General features: G+C 75.7%; 10 protein-coding genes. 7 read left to right on the forward strand and 3 right to left on the reverse strand.

Annotation, left to right across the window (positions count from 1 at the left end):
* Positions 1–16 precede the first annotated feature (16 nt).
* Complete coding sequence (gene scpA, locus C593_RS0122735; protein WP_018849626.1) at positions 17–2,242, reverse strand: methylmalonyl-CoA mutase; 2,226 nt, start codon at positions 2,240–2,242, stop codon at positions 17–19.
* Positions 2,242–4,125, reverse strand: a complete 1,884-nt coding sequence (gene mutA, locus C593_RS0122740) for a methylmalonyl-CoA mutase small subunit (protein ID WP_018849627.1) — start codon at positions 4,123–4,125, stop codon at positions 2,242–2,244. Before mutA ends, scpA begins: the two co-directional genes overlap by 1 nt.
* Positions 4,126–4,333: 208 nt before the next feature.
* On the opposite strand from mutA, the gene C593_RS0122745 reads away from it, so the two are divergent.
* The 7 genes from C593_RS0122745 to C593_RS0122775 all read left to right on the forward strand — a co-directional run bounded on the left by C593_RS0122745 (position 4,334) and on the right by C593_RS0122775 (position 17,144).
* A complete protein-coding gene (locus C593_RS0122745; RefSeq protein ID WP_026277981.1) occupies positions 4,334–4,558 on the forward strand; it encodes a hypothetical protein in 225 nt (74 codons plus the stop codon).
* A 345-nt stretch (positions 4,559–4,903) separates the two neighbouring features.
* Positions 4,904–6,769: a transketolase gene (locus C593_RS0122750; RefSeq protein ID WP_037746775.1), complete on the forward strand. Its 1,866-nt coding sequence runs from the start codon at positions 4,904–4,906 to the stop codon at positions 6,767–6,769.
* Between the two features lie 98 nt (positions 6,770–6,867).
* Entirely contained in the window at positions 6,868–7,407 is a 540-nt protein-coding gene (locus C593_RS30260) for a DUF6328 family protein (protein ID WP_051093756.1), read from the forward strand.
* Positions 7,408–7,525: 118 nt separating this feature from the next.
* Positions 7,526–8,191: an LAETG motif-containing sortase-dependent surface protein gene (locus tag C593_RS0122760; RefSeq protein ID WP_018849632.1), complete on the forward strand. Its 666-nt coding sequence runs from the start codon at positions 7,526–7,528 to the stop codon at positions 8,189–8,191.
* 791 nt (positions 8,192–8,982) lie between these two features.
* Positions 8,983–12,591, forward strand: a complete 3,609-nt coding sequence (locus C593_RS0122765; protein ID WP_018849633.1) for a phosphodiester glycosidase family protein — start codon at positions 8,983–8,985, stop codon at positions 12,589–12,591.
* A 336-nt stretch (positions 12,592–12,927) separates the two neighbouring features.
* A complete protein-coding gene (locus C593_RS0122770; protein WP_018849634.1) occupies positions 12,928–15,519 on the forward strand; it encodes a serine/threonine-protein kinase in 2,592 nt (863 codons plus the stop codon).
* A gap of 92 nt (positions 15,520–15,611) precedes the next feature.
* Positions 15,612–17,144 carry a phytoene desaturase family protein gene (locus C593_RS0122775; protein WP_018849635.1) on the forward strand — a complete coding sequence of 511 codons (1,533 nt, stop codon included), beginning with the start codon at positions 15,612–15,614 and terminating at the stop codon, positions 17,142–17,144.
* A gap of 51 nt (positions 17,145–17,195) precedes the next feature.
* Here the strand turns inward: C593_RS0122775 and C593_RS0122780 are convergent, their stop codons facing one another.
* A complete protein-coding gene (locus C593_RS0122780) occupies positions 17,196–19,067 on the reverse strand; it encodes a serine hydrolase domain-containing protein (RefSeq protein WP_037746778.1) in 1,872 nt (623 codons plus the stop codon).
* Between the last annotated feature and the right edge of the window lie 44 nt (positions 19,068–19,111).

Genomic DNA, 19,111 nt, shown 5'->3' on the forward strand with positions numbered 1-19,111 from the left:
GGCCCGGCCGTGCGTGTCAGCGGTCGTCGGCGGTGCCCAGCTCGTGGCCGAGCGAACGGGCGAGGGTGTGCACCAGGTCCCGCGCCGCGTCGGGGATCACCGTGCCGGGCGGGAACACGGCCGCCGCGCCCGCGTCGTGCAGGGCCCGCACGTCCTGCGGGGGGATCACCCCGCCCACCACGATCATGATGTCCTCCCGGCCCTCCGCCGCCAGTTCCTCGCGCAGCGCGGGCACCAGCGTCAGATGCCCCGCCGCCAGCGAGGAGACGCCGACGATGTGCACGTCCGCCTCCACCGCCTGCCGCGCCACCTCGGCCGGGGTCTGGAACAGCGGGCCGACGTCCACGTCGAAACCCAGGTCGGCGAAGGCGGTCGCGATGACCTTCTGCCCGCGGTCGTGCCCGTCCTGGCCCATCTTGGCCACCAGGATGCGCGGCCTGCGGCCCTCGGCCTCCTCGAACGCGTCCACCAGCGCGCGGGTGCGGTCCACCGACGGCGACTCCCCTGCCTCGTTGCGGTACACACCGGAGATCGTACGGATCTGGCCCGAGTGCCGGCCGTACACCTTCTCCAGGGCGTCCGAGATCTCCCCGACGGTCGCCTTGGCGCGGGCCGCGTCCACGGCCAGCGCCAGCAGGTTGCCGTCCAGCGAACCGCCGCCCGAGGGGCCCGCCTCGGCCGAGGCCGTCAGCGCCCGCAGCGCCGCCTGCGTCGCCGCCTCGTCCCGCTCGGCCCGCAGCCGGCGCAGCTTCTCCACCTGCTGGGCGCGCACCTGCGAGTTCTCGACCTTCAGGACCTCGATCTGCTCGTCCGAGTCCACCCGGTACTTGTTGACGCCGATCACCGGCTGCCGGCCCGAGTCGATCCGCGCCTGGGTACGGGCTGCCGCCTCCTCCACCCGCAGCTTCGGGATGCCCGCGTCGATGGCCTGCGCCATGCCGCCCGCCGCCTCGACCTCCTCGATGTGCTGCCAGGCCCGGCGCGCCAGGTCGTGCGTGAGCCGCTCCACGTACGCGCTGCCGCCCCACGGGTCGATGACCCGTCCGGTGCCCGACTCCTGCTGGAGCAGGAGCTGGGTGTTGCGGGCGATGCGCGCGGAGAAGTCCGTCGGCAGGGCCAGCGCCTCGTCGAGGGCGTTGGTGTGCAGGGACTGGGTGTGGCCCTGCGTCGCCGCCATCGCCTCCACACAGGTGCGGGTGACGTTGTTGAACACGTCCTGAGCCGTCAGGGACCAGCCCGAGGTCTGCGAATGGGTGCGCAGGGAGAGGGACTTGGCGTTCTTCGGGTCGAAGCCCTTCACCAGCTTCGCCCACAGCAGCCGCGCCGCCCGCAGCTTGGCGACCTCCATGAAGAAGTTCATGCCGATCGCCCAGAAGAACGACAGCCGGGGCGCGAACGCGTCCACGTCCAGCCCCGCCCCGATCCCGGCGCGCAGGTACTCCATGCCGTCCGCCAGCGTGTACGCCAGCTCCAGATCGGCCGTCGCCCCGGCCTCCTGGATGTGGTAGCCCGAGATGGAGATGGAGTTGTAGCGCGGCATCCTCTGCGAGGTGTACGCGAAGATGTCCGAGATGATCCGCATGGACGGGCCGGGCGGATAGATGTAGGTGTTGCGGACCATGAACTCCTTGAGGATGTCGTTCTGGATGGTCCCCGCCAGTTTCTCCGGCGGCACGCCCTGCTCCTCGGCCGCGACGATGTACAGCGCCAGCACCGGCAGCACCGCGCCGTTCATCGTCATCGACACGCTCATCCGGTCCAGCGGGATGCCGTCGAACAGCTGGCGCATGTCGTAGATCGAGTCGATCGCCACACCGGCCATGCCGACGTCACCGGTTACCCGGGGGTGGTCGCTGTCGTAGCCGCGGTGCGTCGGCAGGTCGAAGGCGACCGAGAGGCCCTTCTGGCCGGCCGCGAGATTGCGCCGGTAGAAGGCGTTCGACTCCTCGGCGGTGGAGAAGCCCGCGTACTGCCGGATCGTCCACGGCTGGTTGACGTACATCGTCGGGTACGGGCCGCGCAGATACGGCGCCACCCCCGGGTACGTGGCCAGGAAGTCCACGCCCGCCAGGTCGCGTCCGGTGTAGAGGGGCTTCACCGGGATGCCCTCGGGCGTCTCCCACACCAGCGCGGAGACGTCCTTGCCGGTGGCCGACTCGACCGCCGCGCGCCACTCCTCCTCGGTCGCCGGGCCGGCCGTGGCGGGCCCCAGCTCGATCCCCGTGAAGTCAGGGATGCCCATCACGCCACTCCGATCCGGTCGAGGACGGAACCCAGCACGGCGACCGCGTCGCCGCCCGCGACGACGAACTCGTCGACTCCGGCCTTCTCGTACGTCTTGCGCAGTTCACCCGGCCGCCCGGCGAGGAACACCCGCAGCGCGCCCGCCGCCTTCAGCGCCTCGGCCACCGCCGCCGCCTGCTCCTCGTAGAGCGCGTCGCTGGAGCAGAGGCACGCCACCCGGGCACCGCTCGCCGCGAAGGCGTCCGCCGCGTTCCCGGCGTCCACCGTCACCGGGTCGTGCACCGGCTGGACGCCGCCCGCCTGGAACAGGTTGGCCGCGAAGGTTGCCCGCGCGGTGTGCGCGGAGGCCGGGCCGAGCGCCGCCAGGAACACCTTGGGCCGCTCGCCCGTCGCCGCCAGATGGGCGTCGGAGCGGGCCCGCAGCGCCTCGAAGCGCTCGTCCCGCCGGACCACCGGCAGCCCGCCGCCCGGGCGCACCGGCGCCGGGTCGCGCTCCACCGGCGCCTCGGACAGCAGCGGGAACTCGCTGACCCCGGTGACCGGCTCCCGGCGGGTCACCAGCCGGCGGGAACGCTTCTCCCACGCCTCGCCGATCCGCTCGGCGATCAGGCCCTCGCGCAGCGCGGCGGCCAGACCGCCGGCCCGCTCGATCTCCTGGAACCACGCCCAGCCCGCCTGCGCCAGCTCCTCGGTCAGCCGCTCCACGTACCAGGAGCCGCCCGCCGGGTCGACGACCCGGCCCAGATGCGACTCCTCCAGCAGGATGGTCGAGGTGTTGCGGGCGATCCGGCGCGCGAAGGCGTCCGGCAGGCCCAGCTCGTGGTCGAACGGCAGCACCGTGACCGCGTCCGCGCCGCCCACCCCGGCCGCCAGCGAGGCCACCGTGGTGCGCAGCATGTTCACCCAGGGGTCGCGGCGCGTCATCATCACCGGTGAGGTCACCGCGTGCTGGCGCTGCGCCGCCGCCGGGCCGCTCACCCCGGACACCTCCGCGACCCGCGCCCACAGCCGGCGCGCGGCGCGCAGCTTCGCGATCGTGAGGAACTGGTCGGCGCTCGCCGCGTACCGGAACTCCAGCTGGGCGCAGGCCGCCCCGGCGGTCAGCCCCGCCTCCGTCAGCTCCCGCAGCCAGGCCACCCCGGTCGCCAGCGAGCAGCCGAGCTCCTGGGCCGGGGTCGCCCCGGCCTCGTGGTGGACCAGGGCGTCGACGGTGACGGCCCGCAGCCCCGGGTAGCCCGCCGCGCAGCGGCCGGCGAGCGCCGCCGCGTCGGCCAGCCGTTGCGCCAGGCCGTCGTGGTCACCGGTGCGGGCGGCCAGCCCGAAGGGGTCCGCGCCCAGGTTCCCCAGCGCCGCGCCGGGCTCGACGCCCCGCTTCGCGTACAGGGCGAGCAGTTCCTCGGCTGCGCTCCGGAATGCGGCACCCGCGTCCAGGACGACGGGCGCCAGGTCCAGCAGCACACCGTCCAGCGCCGTACCCAGGCCGTCGACCGGCACCCCGGCCGCGCCCACGGTCAGCCAGAGGGAGGTGACGCCGTTCTCCAGGTCGGCGAGGACCGCCTCGTTGGTCCGCACGGGATCGGGCCGGTCGTGGCGCTGCCGCACGTCCCAGCCGGAGAGCGCGCCGCCCTCGGCGCGCCCGCCACGGGTGTACGGGGCGAACCCGGGGAAACCGGCGGAGGCCGGGCCGTCACCGGCCGTGTACAGGGGACGGGTCGTGATCCCGTCCTCCAGAGCCGTGGACAGCGCGTCCTCGGCGGCCGAACCCTGTGCGTCCTTGCCGGACTTGCGGAGCACGCCTTCCACGAGGCGCTGCCACTGCTCGTGCGTCGCATCCGGGAATTCGGCGGCCAGTGGGAACCCGTCATCGGGGAGGACCGTCATGCTCAGATGCTAGGACAGCGGCACCGAAGAGCGGAGAGGACAGGGCTGTGACCTTGCCCTCTCCGGACCGCACTTGATCGACCGCGCTCCGTGCACTATTCGCCTTCCGTCAAGACATGCCCACGCCATCCAGGGGTAGCCGGGGTGCACGGCGCGTACGGGACCCACCGCGCACCGCACCGACGTATGACGGAAGAAGGTGGAGGAGATGGGGATCGGCGGATGCATCATCCTGATCGCCGCGGGAGCCATTCTCACGTTCGGCACGGACTGGAAGGTCGAGGGTGCCAACCTCGACGTGGTCGGGATCATCCTGATGGCCGTCGGCCTGATCGGCGTGGCGACCTTCACGAGCATCGCCAAGCGGCGCCGTGTGGTCGTGCCGGGCCAGGCCCCGGTGGTGGAGGAGCGGCCCGACCGTCCGTACCGGTGACCGCCGGCGGGGGCGGTGGCGGGCGCGGGCGGGTATGGACGGGTACGGACCGGGACCGGCGGGCTGTGCGCCGCCGCCCGGGTCCGTGCCGTCGGCGGGCCCGCGCCGTCGCCCGCCCCGCCTGTGTGAGGCGACCCCGTGCGAGGCGCTCTCCCCGCGTGTGACGGCCGGCTGCCGCCCGCCGCCCCGCGTTTGGGCCGGCCCGCCCCGGGCACCCGGCCAGGGGCTCACGCACCCGCTCGGCAGCCCTGCCCCGCCGCCCTCACGCACGGCGGCCCCGGCCCGCCGCGCCCGCCGCGTGAGACCCCCGCACACGTCCTGCGACACGGAACCGGGAGCGCACCGATGCGAGTATCAGCGGCCGACCACGAACACCTGGCACAGCTCGGACAGCAGCTGCGCGTCGACGCGGTACGCGCCGCCGACGCGGCCGGCTCCGGGCACCCGACCTCGTCCATGTCGGCCGCCGACCTCGGCGCCGTGCTCCTCGCCCGCCACCTGCGGTACGACTTCGACCGGCCCGAGCATCCCGGCAACGACCGGCTGGTGCTCTCCAAGGGCCACGCCTCCCCGCTGCTGTACGCCATGTACAAGGCCGCCGGCGCGATCGACGACGCCGAACTGCTCACCTTCCGCCAACGCGACAGCCGCCTGGAGGGCCACCCCACGCCCCGGCTGCCCTGGGTCGACACGGCCACCGGATCCCTCGGACAGGGGCTGCCCGTGGGCGTCGGCATGGCGCTCGCCGGCAAGCGCCTGGACCAGGTCCCGTACCGGGTCTGGGTGCTCTCCGGCGACAGCGAGATGGCGGAGGGCTCGGTCTGGGAGGCCGTGGAGCAGGCCGCGTACGAGCATCTGGACAACCTGACCCTGATCGTGGACGTCAACCGGCTCGGCCAGCGCGGCCCCACCCGCTTCGGCCGGGACCTGGACGCCTACGCCCGCCGGCTGGAGGCCTTCGGCTGGCACACCCTGCGCGTCGACGGCCATGACATCGCCGCGGTGGACGCCGCGCTGAGCGACGCCGCCGCCACCGCGGGCCGGCCCACCGCGATCCTCGCCGGCACCGAGAAGGGCCACGGGGTGGCCGCCGTCGCGGATCAGGAGGGCAAGCACGGCAAGCCGCTGCCCGACGCGGCGGCCGCGATCGCGGAACTCGGCGGCGCCCGCGAGCTGACCGTCGACGTCGCCCCGCCGCCCGAGGTGCGCGTACGGCGGCCCGAGCCCCCGCGGGGCGGTCCGGAGCTTCCCGTCTTCGAGAAGGGTGAGGAGGTCGCCACCCGCGACGCCTACGGGCGGGCGCTCGCCGCTCTCGGCACCGCCCGCACCGACGTCGTCGCCCTGGACGCCGAAGTCGGGGACTCCACCCGCACCGAGCTCTTCGAGAAGGAGCACCCCGAGCGCTACTTCGAGTTCTACATCGCGGAACAGCAGCTCGTCGCGGGCGCGGTCGGCATGGCCGCGCGCGGCTGGACCCCGTTCGCCTGCTCCTTCGCCGCCTTCCTGACCCGTGCCCACGACATCGTCCGGATGGCCGCGGTCAGCCGCGCCTCGATCCGGCTCGTCGGCTCCCACGCCGGCGTCTCGATCGGGGAGGACGGGCCGTCCCAGATGGGCCTGGAGGACCTGGCGATGTTCCGCGCGATCCCCGGCAGCACCGTGCTCTACCCGTGCGACGCCCCGCAGACCGCCCGGCTGGTCGCCGCCATGGCCGACCTCCCCGGCATCAGCTATCTGCGCACCACGCGCTCCGGCACGCCGGTCGTCTACGGACCGGAGGAGGAGTTCCCGGTCGGCGGGTCCAAGGTGCTGCGCTCCGGCGACCGGGACCGCGCGACTCTGGTCGCGGCCGGCATCACCGTCCACGAGGCGCTGGGAGCCGCGCGGATCCTCGAACGGGAGGGCATCGCCGTGCGCGTCGTCGACGCGTACTCCGTCAAGCCGGTCGACACCGCCACCCTCCAGGAGGCCGCCGACGACACCGGCTGTCTCGTCACCGTGGAGGACCACCGGCTGGAGGGCGGCCTGGGGGACGCGGTGGCCGAGGCGTTCGCCGACGGGCGGCCGGTGCCGCGGCTGGTGCGGCTCGGAGTCCGCGGGGTGCCCGCCTCCGCGACCGGGCCCGAGCAGCTCCATGCGGCCGGGATCGACGCGGAGTCGATCGCAGCGGCGGTGCGGCTGCTTGTCGCCGAGGCGATGGTGGCACCGTGAGCGAGGAGCCGCGTGACGGCGGCGGACCGGACGCCGGCGGAGGACCGCGCGTCCGGTCCGCCGGCGCCGGCGGTGGACCGGACGCCCGTGGCGACGGCGTGCCGGACGCGACGAGCCCGGACAGACCGGGCGGGGGCGGGCAGAGCCCGGACGGGAACGGACAGCAGTTCCTCGGGCGGGACGAGACGGAGGACGAGCGGGCGGACCGGCGCTGGACCGACCTGCTCCAGGAACTGCGCGTCGCCCAGACCGGTGTCCAGATCCTCTTCGGCTTCCTCCTCGCCGTGGCTTTTCAGCCCCGGTTCGACGAGCTGTCGGGAACCGACCAGGCCATCTACACCGTCACCGTCCTGCTGGGCGCCGCCACGACGGGTGTGCTCGTGAGCCCGGTGGCCATTCACCGCATCGTGACCGGCAGGCGGATCAAACCGGCCGCCGTCGGCTGGGCCTCGCGTCTCACCGCCCTCGGCCTGGGACTGATGCTGTGCACGGTGGTGTCCGCGCTGCTGCTCATCCTCCGCCTCGTCGTCGACAACGGCGACGCCTTCTGGATGGTCGTGGGCATGTTCCTCCTGTTCGCCCTGCTGTGGATCGTTCTTCCCCTCTGGCTGCGCGCCAGGGAACGCCGGGGCCGGTGACGCGATTTCAGCCGTTCACCCGACTGCGATGTTTGGGGCGGCTGCCCGCGCGCCGCGCGGCGGCGGTAGGGTGCGCGCACCGCCAGCAGTGGTGGCGTGTCTTCGTGGAGGAACCCAAGTGAGAAACAGCAACGGAACGCTCCGGCGTTCGGCGGCCCTTGTCGCGGCCGCCGCGGCCGGTGTGCTCGGCGTCGGCCTGGCGGCCGGCCCGGCCCTGGCGCACAACCCCAACTGGTCGGTCACCTGCGACACGGTCGACATCAACCTGACGCACTACGGCAAGAACACCGTGAACACGGTGGTCGTGACGGTGGACGGCAAGGACCTGCTCCCGACCAAGGAGTTCGAGGACAACTTCGCGACGAAGCTGGACCTCCCGGACGTCGACAAGGAGCGCCAGGTCCGCATCGTCATCAAGGCGCAGGACGGCGAGCAGTACAACCGCGACGAGACCAAGACGGCTCCGCCGTGCGTGAAGCCGACCGAGCCGACGCCGAGCCCGAGCGAGTCGACGACGACGCCGGCCCCGACGCCGAGCGAGTCGACGACGACGCCGGCCCCGACGCCGACCGAGTCGAGCCCCGCGCCGAGCGAGAAGCCCAGCGAGACCCCGAGCTCCGAGGCCCCGGCGCCCACGCCGACCCCGAGCGAGACCTCCCCGGGCCTCGCCGAGACCGGTTCCTCCAGCTCCACCCCGCTGATCGCGGGCGCGGCCGCGGTGGTTCTCGCCGCCGGCGGCGGCATCATGTGGGCCGCGCGCAAGCGCCGCGGCACGCAGAACTGACGCGCTTGCGCGCGTCTCGCGCGTAGAGCCGCGGAGCGGCCGGTGCCGAGGGCGCCGGCCGCTCCGCCGTCTCCGGGGGCGCCCGTCCCAAAACGGCCGGGCGGGCCTTCGCCGTGCGGGCGGGTGCGCCGGTGGCCCGTCGGGCAGGGCCGCCCCGCAGCCGTCCCGGCGGCCGGCGCGGCGCCTGCCGTGTCCCGCGTACTCCCGGCACCGGGGCTGATGGGCCAGGGCCGTGCCCTGACGACCCGCCCCCGGTGGGTTCGCCGGCATGCGGCGGCAGACCTCCCCCGCCGGGCCGGGTAGGCGCGCCGCCGTGTGCCGCGGCTCCGGCGCGCGTCGCGTCCGGTTCCGCGCGGTGGGCTGTGCGCGCCCCGGCCCCGGTGCGGCCCGCTCCGGCCCGAGGAGTTCGCCGAGCGGCTCCGCGCGGCGCGCAGTGCGTGGTGCCGGCCGGGGTGCGGCGGGCTTCGGCTCTTGCCGTGCCCCGGGGGCGGCCGAGGCCGGGGCCCCGCCGGGGGCGTAGGCGGCAGCGTGCCCCGGGCCGGCACCGGCGCCCGGCCTCGGTTGGTGCCCCGTGCCGCTGGAGCAGGTGACGGAACGTCAGGCGCGTACCGGCGTGGGGCCGGTGGGCCGGGCGTGGGGCCGCGCAGGATGGCGGGGCGGGGGCACCCGATCGACGGCACGTGTTCTCCGGTCCGTCGCCCGCGCCCCCTGGCGCGGTCCTCCCCGCGCCGCGATGCTGTGCGCGGACAGCGCTTACCGGATGCTCAAGCAGCCTCGTCACGGGAGTAGTTGTGGGCCTGGGTCTCGGCAGGGCAAGACACGGCGCGGTACTGCTCGCCGCGCTGGCCGCGCTCGTCGCGGGGGCCGGGCCCGCCACCGCGTCCGGTGTCCCCGGTCCGCCGCCCCGTGACGCCGCCGACGCCCTGCGGCCCGTCGCCCCGCCGCCCGCCAGTGACCCGGGTGCCGTCTCCGCCCCCGTCGCCGGGCCGGACGGCGTCGAGACCGCCCGCAGCAGCCGGCCCGTCGCCCCCGGTGTGCGCCTGACCTCCTACGACCGGCTGGAGGCGGCCAAGTGGCTGCGCGTCGACGAACTCTCCGTCGACCTCGGCGGCGCCGGCGTCCGGGCCGACTACCTCTCCTCCGGCAGGGTCAGCGACCGGCGCACCGTCGGCGAACTCGCCGCGGCGCACGACCCCGGCCCGGGCCGGCGCACCGTCGCCGCGTTCAACGCCGACTTCTTCGACATCAACGAGACCGGCGCACCCCAGGGCGCCGGCATCCGCGACGGGCGCCTCACCCAGTCGCCCGCCCCCGGCGCCCACCGGGCCGTCGGCATCGGACCCGGCGGCGCCGGACGCGTCCTCCGGCTCTACTTCGACGGCACCCTCACCCTGCCCGGCGGCGTCACCCGCCCCCTCGCCGGCTACAACGCGGCCAACGTCCCGCCCGGCGGCATCGGCCTCTACACCCCCGACTGGGGCGAGGCGGACCGCGCGCTCACCGTCGACAGGGCGACCCCCGTCGCCGAAGTCCTCGTCCGCGACGGCCGCGTGGTCTCCGTCGCCGACCGCCCCGGCAGCGGACCGGTCCCCGCCGGGGCGACCGTCCTGACCGGCCGCGAGGCCGGCGCCACCGCGCTCCTCGCCCTGCGCCCAGGCGACCCCGTCACCACGGGGTACCGGCCCCGCACCGACGGCGGCCCGGTACCCCGCACCGCCGTCGGCGGACGCGAACTCCTCGTCGTCGACGGCGTCCCGCAGGACCACGAGGGCACCGGCAACAACGCCACCGCGCCCCGCACGGCCGTCGGTTTCTCCGCCGACGGGCGGCGGATGCACGTCGTCACCGTCGACGGCCGCCAGGCCGACAGCGGCGGGGTCACCCTCACCGAACTCGGCCGGATGATGCGGCAGGCCGGCGCCCACAACGCCCTCAACCTCGACGGCGGCGGCTCCTCCACCCTCCTCGCCCGCGCCCCCGGCACCGACACCCTCCGCACCGAGAACAGCCCCTCGGACGGCAGCGAACGGACCGTGCCCAACGGCCTGGCCCTCACCGCCCCCGACGGAAGCGGCCGGCTGCGCGGCTACCACGTGGAGACCGCGATGCCCGCCGCCACCGCACCCACCGCCGACCCCGTCCGCGGCGGCCACCCCGAGCGCGTCTTCCCCGGCCTCACCCGCCGCCTCACCGCCGCCGGCCACGACGAGACCTACGGCCCCGCCGCCGGCGCACCCCGCTGGCGCGTCCACACCCCTTCCGTCGGACGCGTCGACGAGGACGGGGTCTTCCGCGCCCGCCGCAGCGGCGGCACCGAGATCACCGCCGCAAGGGGCGCGGCCCGCGGCGGCACCCGGCTCACCGTCCTCGGCCCCCTCGCCCGGATCGAGCCCACCACGCGGCGCGTCGCCCTCGCCGGCACCGGCGCGACCGGCGCCTTCGGCGTCCTCGGCCACGACGCCCAGGGCAACAGCGCCCCCGTCGAACCGGACGACGTCCGTCTCGGCTACGACCGGCTCCTCTTCGACGTCCGACCGGACGGCCAGGGCTCGTTCACCGTGCGGGCACGGGCCGCCGCCGGCGCCGCCGGAACCGTCACCGCGACCGTCGCCGGGCACCGGACCGTGATCGGGGTGAGCGTCGGCCTCACCGAACAGACCGTCAGCGGCTTCGACGACGCCGCCGCGTGGCGCTTCAGCCACGCCCGCGCGGACGGCGCCCTCGCCGCCACCCCCGACGGCCACACCGGCACCGGACTGGAACTCACCTACGACTTCACCCGGTCCACCGCCACCCGCGCCGCCTACGCGGCTCCGCCCGCGCCGGTCCCCGCGCCCGGCCGGCCCCAGTCCTTCTCCCTGTGGATCAAGGGCGACGGCAACGGCGCCTGGCCGACGCTCCACCTCAGGGACGCCGCCGGCTCCGACCAGCTGCTGCGCGGCCCGTACGTCACCTGGACCGGCTGGCAGCGGATCACCTTCCCGGTGCCGGAGGGCGCGGCCTTCCCCGTCGCCGTGCAGCGCTTCTACCTCGCCGAGACCGCGCCCGCCCGCCAGTACACCGGGCGCATCGTGATCGACGGGCTCGACGCCGATGTCCCGCCGGACGTCTCCGTCCCCGAACCGCCGCGCGTCACCGATGCGCTGATCACGTCCGGGGCCGCCACCCGTGACCGGGACTGGCGCTTCGCCGTGATGTCGGACGCGCAGTTCGTCGCCCGCGACCCCGGCAGCGAGCTCGTGCGCCAGGCCCGCCGCACCCTCCGCGAGATCCGGGCGGCCGGGCCGGACCTGCTGCTCGTCAACGGCGATCTCGTCGACGAGGGCTCCCCGCAGGACCTGGCCTTCGCCCGCCGGGTCCTCACCGAGGAACTCGGCGACCATGTGCCCTGGACCTATGTGCCCGGCAACCATGAGGTGATGGGCGGCCGGATCGACGACTTCACCGCCGAGTTCGGGCCCGCGCACCGGGTGTTCGACCACCGGGGCACCCGGTTCGTCACCCTGGACACCTCCCGGCTGACCCTGCTCGGCGGCGGAATCGGCCAGATCGCCGCCCTGCGCACCCAGCTGGACGCGGCCGCCCGGGACCGGACCGTCTCCTCGGTCGTGGTCGTGCAGCACGTACCGCCGCGCGACCCGACCGTCCAGAAGGGCAGCCGGCTCGGCGACCGCAAGGAGGCGGCGCTGATCGAGGACTGGCTCGCCGCGTTCCGCCGCGCCACGGGGAAGGGGGCCGCGCTGATCGGCAGCCATGTGGGCGTCTTCCACGCGGCGCGGGTGGACGGTGTGCCGTACCTGATCAACGGCAACGCGGGAAAGAACCCCGCCGGCCCGGCGGGGGAGGGCGGCTTCACGGGCTGGTCCCTCGTGGGCGTCGACCGGGTGAGCCCCGCGGAACAGGCGGCGGTCCGGCGCACCCCGTGGGGACCCGGACCCGACTGGATTTCCGTCCAGACCCGCGCCCACACGGACGGACTCCGGCTCAACGCGCCGCCCTCCCTGCGCCCCGGGGACACGGCCACCGTGACCGCGACCGTCCTCCAGGGCGCCCGCGCGGTCCCTGCCCACTGGCCCCTCAGCACCGACTGGACGGGCTCACCCACCCTCCACCTCGGCCCGCGCCCCTCCGACGCGCACCGCCGCCACGTCGCCTCCTTCGACCCGTCCACGGGCCGCCTCACCGCCCTGCGCCGGGGCGTGTTCACCCTCACCGTGAGGGTGAACGGGACCGCCACCGAGGTCACGGTGACGGTGCTTCCGACGCCGGGGGCCTCTCGTGCGACGGGCGGGACCGCCCCGCTGGTGACGGCCGGGCCCCGGGCCGCCGTCCCGTTCGCGTCCACCGGCCCGCCGGCACGACCCCGCTCGCGCGCCCTCGCCGCCGGCTCCGCCGGCTGACCCCCGCACGCGCCCCGGCAGGGCCGTCGCCGCCGTGGGACGAGGAGGCGGCCGGTGATCTCCCCGGCCGTGTCCGCCGCGAAGCAGCCGTCGAGCGGGGCGCGGGCGTCGGCGTGCCGGCCCTCCGGCGCGGGCCGTGCGTACCGCCGTGCCGCGCGTGCCGCCTTCGCCGGGACGTGCGCGGAGACTCCGGCCCCGCCGCCGGGTCACGTTTGGACGGCGATGGCGCCCCGGGGCTCGGCGCGCGGGCCGACCCCGTACAGACTGCGAGGGCAGGGCCGCCATACTGGACGGTCACGGGAGGGCGAACGGCGGCGACGGGGGCGGCGGCAGGAGATGGCGGAAACCAGGCTGGTCCAGGGCCGGTACCGGCTGCTCGATCTCATCGGGCGCGGGGGCATGGGCGAGGTGTGGCGGGCACGCGACGAGTCCCTCGGGCGGCACGTCGCCGTCAAGTGCCTCAAGCCCATGGGCCGTCAGCCCGACCAGGCCTTCGGCGACGTCCTGCGCGCCCGGTTCCGTCGTGAGGCCCGGGTCGCCGCGGCCCTCCAGCACCCCGGGGTGACCGTGGTCCACGACTTCGGCGAGGACGACGGCGTCCTGTACCTGGTGATGGAACTGCTGGAGGGACGGAACCTCAGCCAGCTGATGGAGGAGCAGAAGCAGCGCCCGCTGCCCGTCGAGGACGTCGTCGACATCGCCGACCAGCTCGCCGGCGCCCTCGCCTACACACACGAACAGGGCATCGTGCACCGCGACCTGAAGCCTGCCAACATCATGCGCCTGACCGGCGGCACGGTGAAGATCTGCGACTTCGGCATCGCGCGCCTCGGCGAGGACATCGGCTTCAGCGCCAAGCTCACCGGCACCGGCATCGCCATGGGCACGCCCCACTACATGTCGCCCGAACAGATCGGCGGCGGCTGTGTCGACCACCGCAGCGACCTGTACTCGCTCGGCTGCGTCCTCTACGAACTCGCCACCGGCGCACCGCCGTTCGACCTGGAGGACACCTGGTCCATCCTGGTCGGCCACCGCGACACCCCGCCCGCGCCGCTGCGCGACCTCCGCGGGGAGATCCCCGACTACCTGGAGCGGGCCGTCCTCGACCTGCTGGGCAAGACGCCGGAGGACCGGCCCGCCGACGCCGGGGTGCTGCGCCGCCGGATCGCCGAGGGCCGCCCGTCCGGCGCGGGCGGCGGGCCGGCGGTGCCCGGCCCGCGGGCCACCGGTCCGGACGGGTCCGGCGCACTGCCCGCCTGGGCGCGGGGGATGACGGGCGGGCCCAAGGCCCTCGGCGGATCCGGCGCGGTCCCCGTGGACACGGCGGGCGCGGCAGTCCTGACCGGTCCCTGGACCGGTCCGCCCGCCGGGCCCGCCCCCGGCCTGCCCCGCCCCGCCACCCAGGACGGCTCACTCCCGCCCCCGGGCCCCGACGCCCGGCACACCGCGCACCACCCGGCCGCGGTCGCCGGGGCGGGCGCGCCCACGCCGTCGCACGGGGCCGGCGGCGGCCCGGACACGGGCGCGGGGGACCGCGACACGGGCGCGGGGGGCCGCTCCGCCCCGGCGACCGCCGGCGGCTCCGGCACCCCCGGCGACGGCACGGCCCACCCCGGCCCCGCCGCGACCGGCTCCCACGGCCCCGCTCTGACGCGGAGCACCCCCGGAAACCCCGCAAACCACGGCATCCCGGCCCCGGACGGCAGCCACGGCACCCCCGCGGCGGCCGTCGCGCCCGCCGCCACCGCCGCGTACGGGCCCGGCCGGGGCACCCCACCGCCGGAGCTGCTGGCCGCGCTCGCCAACCGCCATGCCGCCGGTGTCAGCCTGGGCCGCCTCGGACGCTGGGCCGAGGCGGAGGAGGTGCACCGCGCGGTCGTCGCCGAACGCGCCGTACTCCTCGGCGCCGACCACCCCGACACCCTGGCCGGCCGCTACGAGATCGGCGTCGCCCTCAGCCGCACCGGCCGGGCGGCCGCCGCCCTGGGCGAGTTCGCCGAGGTCGTCGCCGGCCGGGAGCGGGCCCTCGGCCCGGACCACCCGGCCACCCTCGCCGCCCGCCAGGAGACCGCCTACGTACTCGGCCAGACGGGCCGCCACGAGGAGGCCCACCGGGTGTACGAGCAGGTCGTCGCGGCGCGCGAGCGCGGCGCCGGGCCCGACCACCCCGACACCCTGCGCTGCCGCCACAACCTCGCCTTCACCCTCGGCCGGCTGGGCCGGATCGAGGAGGCGCACCGCATGGCGCACCAGGTCGCCGAGGCACGCGCCCGGGTCCTCGGCCCGGCCCACCCCGACACTCTGGCCACCCGCTACGAGGTCGCCCACGCCCTCGGCCGCCTCGGCCGCTGGGCCGAGGCCCTCGGCGCCTACCGCGATGTCGCCGCCGCGCGCGCCGGCACCCTGGGACCCGACCACCCCGACACCCTCGCCGCCCGCTACGAGACGGGCATCAGCCTCGGCCGGCTGGGACGCAGCGCCGAGGCCCTGGACCTGTTCCGGGTACTGGTCGACGACCGCACCCGGATCGACGGCCCCCTGCACCCGGAGACCCTGCGCGCCCGGCACACCCTGGGCGTCAACCTCGGCCGGCTCGCCCGCTGGCAGGAGGCCCTGGCCCAGGCGCGCGAGGTGAGCGTGCTGCGGGAGCGGGTCCTGGGCCCGGAGCACCCGGACACCCTGGTCAGCCGCCGGGAGGTGGCCGTCGGGCTCGGCTGGCTGGGCCGCTGGCACGACGCGTACGCCCTGTACCGGGAGGTCGCGGCGGCGCGCGAACGCGTCCTCGGGCCCGGGCACCCGGACACCCTCGCCAGCCGGAACGACGAGGCCCACTGCCTGGAGCAGCTCGGCCGCCACGCCGAGGCGGTCGACGTCTACCGCCACGTCGCCACCCTCCGCGCCGCCCCGCCCCCGCCCCGGCCGTGACGCACCCGGCCGCGACGCCCCCCGGCCGCGGCGGACCGCGGCCGGCGGGAGCGGGCCCGGCGGGAGCGGACGGCATGCCCTAGGGTCCCGCCATGCCCGCACACGCCACGTACGACGCCGTCATCGTCGGAGGCGGCCACAACGGCCTGGTCTCCGCCGCCTATCTCGCCCGCGCCGGGCGGTCCGTGCTCCTGCTGGAGCGCCGGGAGAACACCGGCGGGGCCGCCGTCTCCACCCGGCCGTTCGCCGGAGTCGACGCCCGTCTCTCCCGGTACTCGTACCTCGTCTCGCTCCTCCCCGGGAAGATCGTCCGCGACCTCGGCCTGGACTTCGCCGTGCGCAAGCGCACGGTCTCCTCCTACACCCCGCACGGCAGCGGCGGCCTCCTCGTCGGCGGCCCCGGCACGGCGGACTCCTTCGCCCGGCTGACCGGCGGCGACCGGGAGTACGCGGCCTGGGAGGAGTTCTACGGGACGGCCCGCCGCGTGGCCGAGCGCGTCTTCCCGACCCTCACCGAGCCGCTGCCGGACCGTGACGGACTACGGGCCCGGGTCGGTGACGAGAGTGCCTGGCGGATGCTGTTCGAGGAACCCCTCGGCACGGCCGTCGAAGAGCGCTTCCGCCACGACCTGGTGCGCGGCGTGGTGCTCACCGACGCCCTGATCGGCACCTTCGCCGACGCCCATGATCCGGACCTGCGCCAGAACCGCTGCTTCCTCTACCACGTCATCGGCGGCGGCACCGGCGACTGGGACGTGCCGGTGGGCGGGATGGGCGCCCTGACCGACGCCCTCGCGGGCACGGCCCGTGCCGCCGGGGCCGAGCTGGCCACCGGCCACGAGGTGACCGGCATCGCGACCGACGGCACCCGCGCCGAGGTCACCTTCCGCACCGGCGACGCCGAGGGCACGGTCGGCGCCCGGCACGTCCTGGTCGGCGCCGCACCGCAGGCGCTCGCGGAACTCCTCGGCGAACCGGCCCCGGAGCCGCCCGAGGGCGCGCAGCTCAAGGTCAACATGCTGCTGCGCCGCCTGCCGCGCCTGCGGGACCGCTCGGTCGACCCGGCGGACGCCTTCGCCGGCACCTTCCATGTCTCCGAGGGGTACGAGCAGCTGGCCGCGGCCCACCGGGAGGCGTCGGCCGGCCGGCTGCCCTCCCACCCGCCGTCGGAGATCTACTGCCACTCGCTGACCGACCCGTCCATCCTCGGCCCGGAGCTGGTGGCCCGGGGCCACCAGACCCTGACCCTGTTCGGGCTGCACACCCCCGCCCGGCTGTTCGCCGAGGACAACGAGTCGGCCCGGTCCGCCCTGCTCGCGGCCACGCTCGCCGAACTCGACTCCCACCTCGACGAGCCGATCGCCGACTGCCTCGCCCTCGACGAGAACGGCGAGCCGTGCATCGAGGCCAAGACCCCGCTGGACCTGGAACGCGAACTGCGCCTGCCCGGCGGGCACATCTTCCACCGCGACCTGTCCTGGCCCTACGCCACGACGGAGACCGGCCGCTGGGGCGTGGAGACCGCGCACGCCAACGTGCTGCTGTGCGGGGCGGGCGCGGCACGCGGTGGCGGTGTCAGCGGGGTGCCCGGCCACAACGCGGCCATGGCGGTCCTCGGCCACTGACGCATCCGCGGGGCCGGGCCGGAGCCCCGGCCCGGTCCCGCCCGTGCCCGCTCAGTCCCGGGACGCCGTCCAGCCCGCCGCCGTCAGCCGCGCCGCGTCCCCGGGCCGTGACCCGTCGAAGAGCGCCCGGCCCCGCGCGTCCTCCACCCGCAGCCCGTCCACGTACACCCCGCGCCCCGCGTACCGCCGGTCCGTCGCGTACCGCCAGCGCAGCACGAGGGGCGCCGCGTCCCGTCCGCCGACGCCGGCTCCGCCGAGGCCCCCTCCGAGAATGCCCGGTTGGCCGAGGCCTGCGCGGACCCGGTGCCACACGCGGCCCGACCAGCCCGAGACCGTACCGGCCGGGTGGTCCCGCCCGGTGCCGTCCGGCGCGGTGCTGTGGAACGGCACCGGGCGCCAGGTCGCGCCGCCGTCCGCCGAGACCTCCAGGAAGCAGACGTCCGCGCCCGGTTCGGTGTCCCACCACAGTGAGCAGCGCAGCCGGTCCGCGTCCGGACCGAGCGCCGGCAGGGTCAGGGTCGCCTCCGCCTGCCCTCTCGGCGCGGCGAACCACGCGGTGCGCCCGTGCACCGGCCGGACGGGCACGGCCCGTGCCATGTGGTCGGCCGCCGCCACCCGTGGCGCACTGCCGGAACGCCAGGAGCGCACCGGGTGCACGGAGTTGCCCAGCACGATCAGGAAGGAGTCGGTCGTCGGGTCCAGGACCATGCTGGTGCCCGTGAACCCGGTGTGGCCGGCGCTGCGCGGAGTGGCCATCGCGCCCATGTACCAGTGCTGGTAGAGCTCGAAGCCGAGGCCGTGCTCATCGCCGGGGAAGTCCGTGTTGAAGTCGGTGAACATCAGCTCCACGGACGCGGCGGAGAGGATGCGCGCCCGGCCGTAGGAACCGCCGTTGAGCAGGGTCCGGGCCAGGACCGCGAGGTCCCAGGCGCAGGAGAACACCCCCGCGTGCCCCGCGACCCCGCCGAAGCTGTACGCGTTCTCGTCGTGGACCTCGCCCCACACCAGCCCGCGTTCCAGACCCGACCAGGGCAGGCGGGCGTCCTCGGTGGCGGCGATCCGGGGCCGCCACTCGGCGGGCGGGTTGAAACGGGTGCGGTCCATGCCGAGCGGAGCGGTGATCTCGTCCCGGAGCAGTGCGTCCAGCGGCCGGCCGGTGACCTTCTCCAGCACCAGCTGGAGGGAGATCAGGTTGAGATCCGAGTACAGATAGCGGGTGCCCGGGGCGTGCGCCGGGGCCTCGTTCCACAGCAGCCGCAGCCGGCCCTCCTGCGTCGGCTCCTTGAACAGCGGGATCCAGGACCGGAAGCCGGAGGTGTGCGTGAGCAGCTGCCGCAGGGTGACGTCCTGCTTGCCCGCCCCGGCGAACTCCGGCAGATACGCGGCGACGGGAGCCTCCAGCTCCAGCGTCCCGCGCTCGATCTGCTGCACCGCCAGGATCGAGGTGAACAGCTTGGACACCGACGCCAGGTCGAAGACGGTGTCCCGGCGCATCGGGATCTGCTCCGCGGCCGGCAGCTCGACGGCCGTGTCGGTCACCTCGTCGTACGCCGAGTAGCGCAGCGCCTGCCCGATCGCCCGGTGCAGGGCCACCGTGCCGCCCCGGCCCGCGAGCAGCACCGCGCCCGCGTACCACGGGTGGTCGGGGGAGGGGTGCAGAAAGGTCTCGGCATCGGCCACCAACTGGTCCAGATGGGGCGCGAGCAGGCCTGCCCGCTCCGGCGAACCGTGCCGCAGGGTGGGCCGGGGACGGCCACCGCCCCCGGCGCCGCCGGAGGAGCCGGCCGCCTCGGCGACGGTGTCGGCGAAGGGAACGGAGGCGAGCGTGAGCGCACCGCCCAGCGCCAGCACCCCGCGTCCCAGTCCTCGACGGCTGATGGCCCTGCTCCCCACGTCCTCTGAAGCCCCGGAATCCTCGGTCATACGGAATCCTCCCTGAAAGAATCTTTCGGATCTTCCGCGACAGG

The organism is Streptomyces sp. CNT372 (assembly GCF_000377145.1).

Excerpts from the sequence above, each read along its gene's own strand:
- C593_RS0122775 (WP_018849635.1), top strand. The coding sequence starts at position 15,612 with ATGCCCGCACACGCCACGTACGACGCCGTCATCGTCGGAGGCGGCCAC.
- C593_RS0122780 (WP_037746778.1), bottom strand. The coding sequence starts at position 19,067 with ATGACCGAGGATTCCGGGGCTTCAGAGGACGTGGGGAGCAGGGCCATC.
- scpA (WP_018849626.1), bottom strand. The coding sequence starts at position 2,242 with ATGGGCATCCCTGACTTCACGGGGATCGAGCTGGGGCCCGCCACGGCC.
- C593_RS0122750 (WP_037746775.1), top strand. The coding sequence starts at position 4,904 with ATGCGAGTATCAGCGGCCGACCACGAACACCTGGCACAGCTCGGACAG.
- C593_RS0122770 (WP_018849634.1), top strand. The coding sequence starts at position 12,928 with ATGGCGGAAACCAGGCTGGTCCAGGGCCGGTACCGGCTGCTCGATCTC.
- mutA (WP_018849627.1), bottom strand. The coding sequence starts at position 4,125 with ATGACGGTCCTCCCCGATGACGGGTTCCCACTGGCCGCCGAATTCCCG.
- C593_RS0122745 (WP_026277981.1), top strand. The coding sequence starts at position 4,334 with ATGGGGATCGGCGGATGCATCATCCTGATCGCCGCGGGAGCCATTCTC.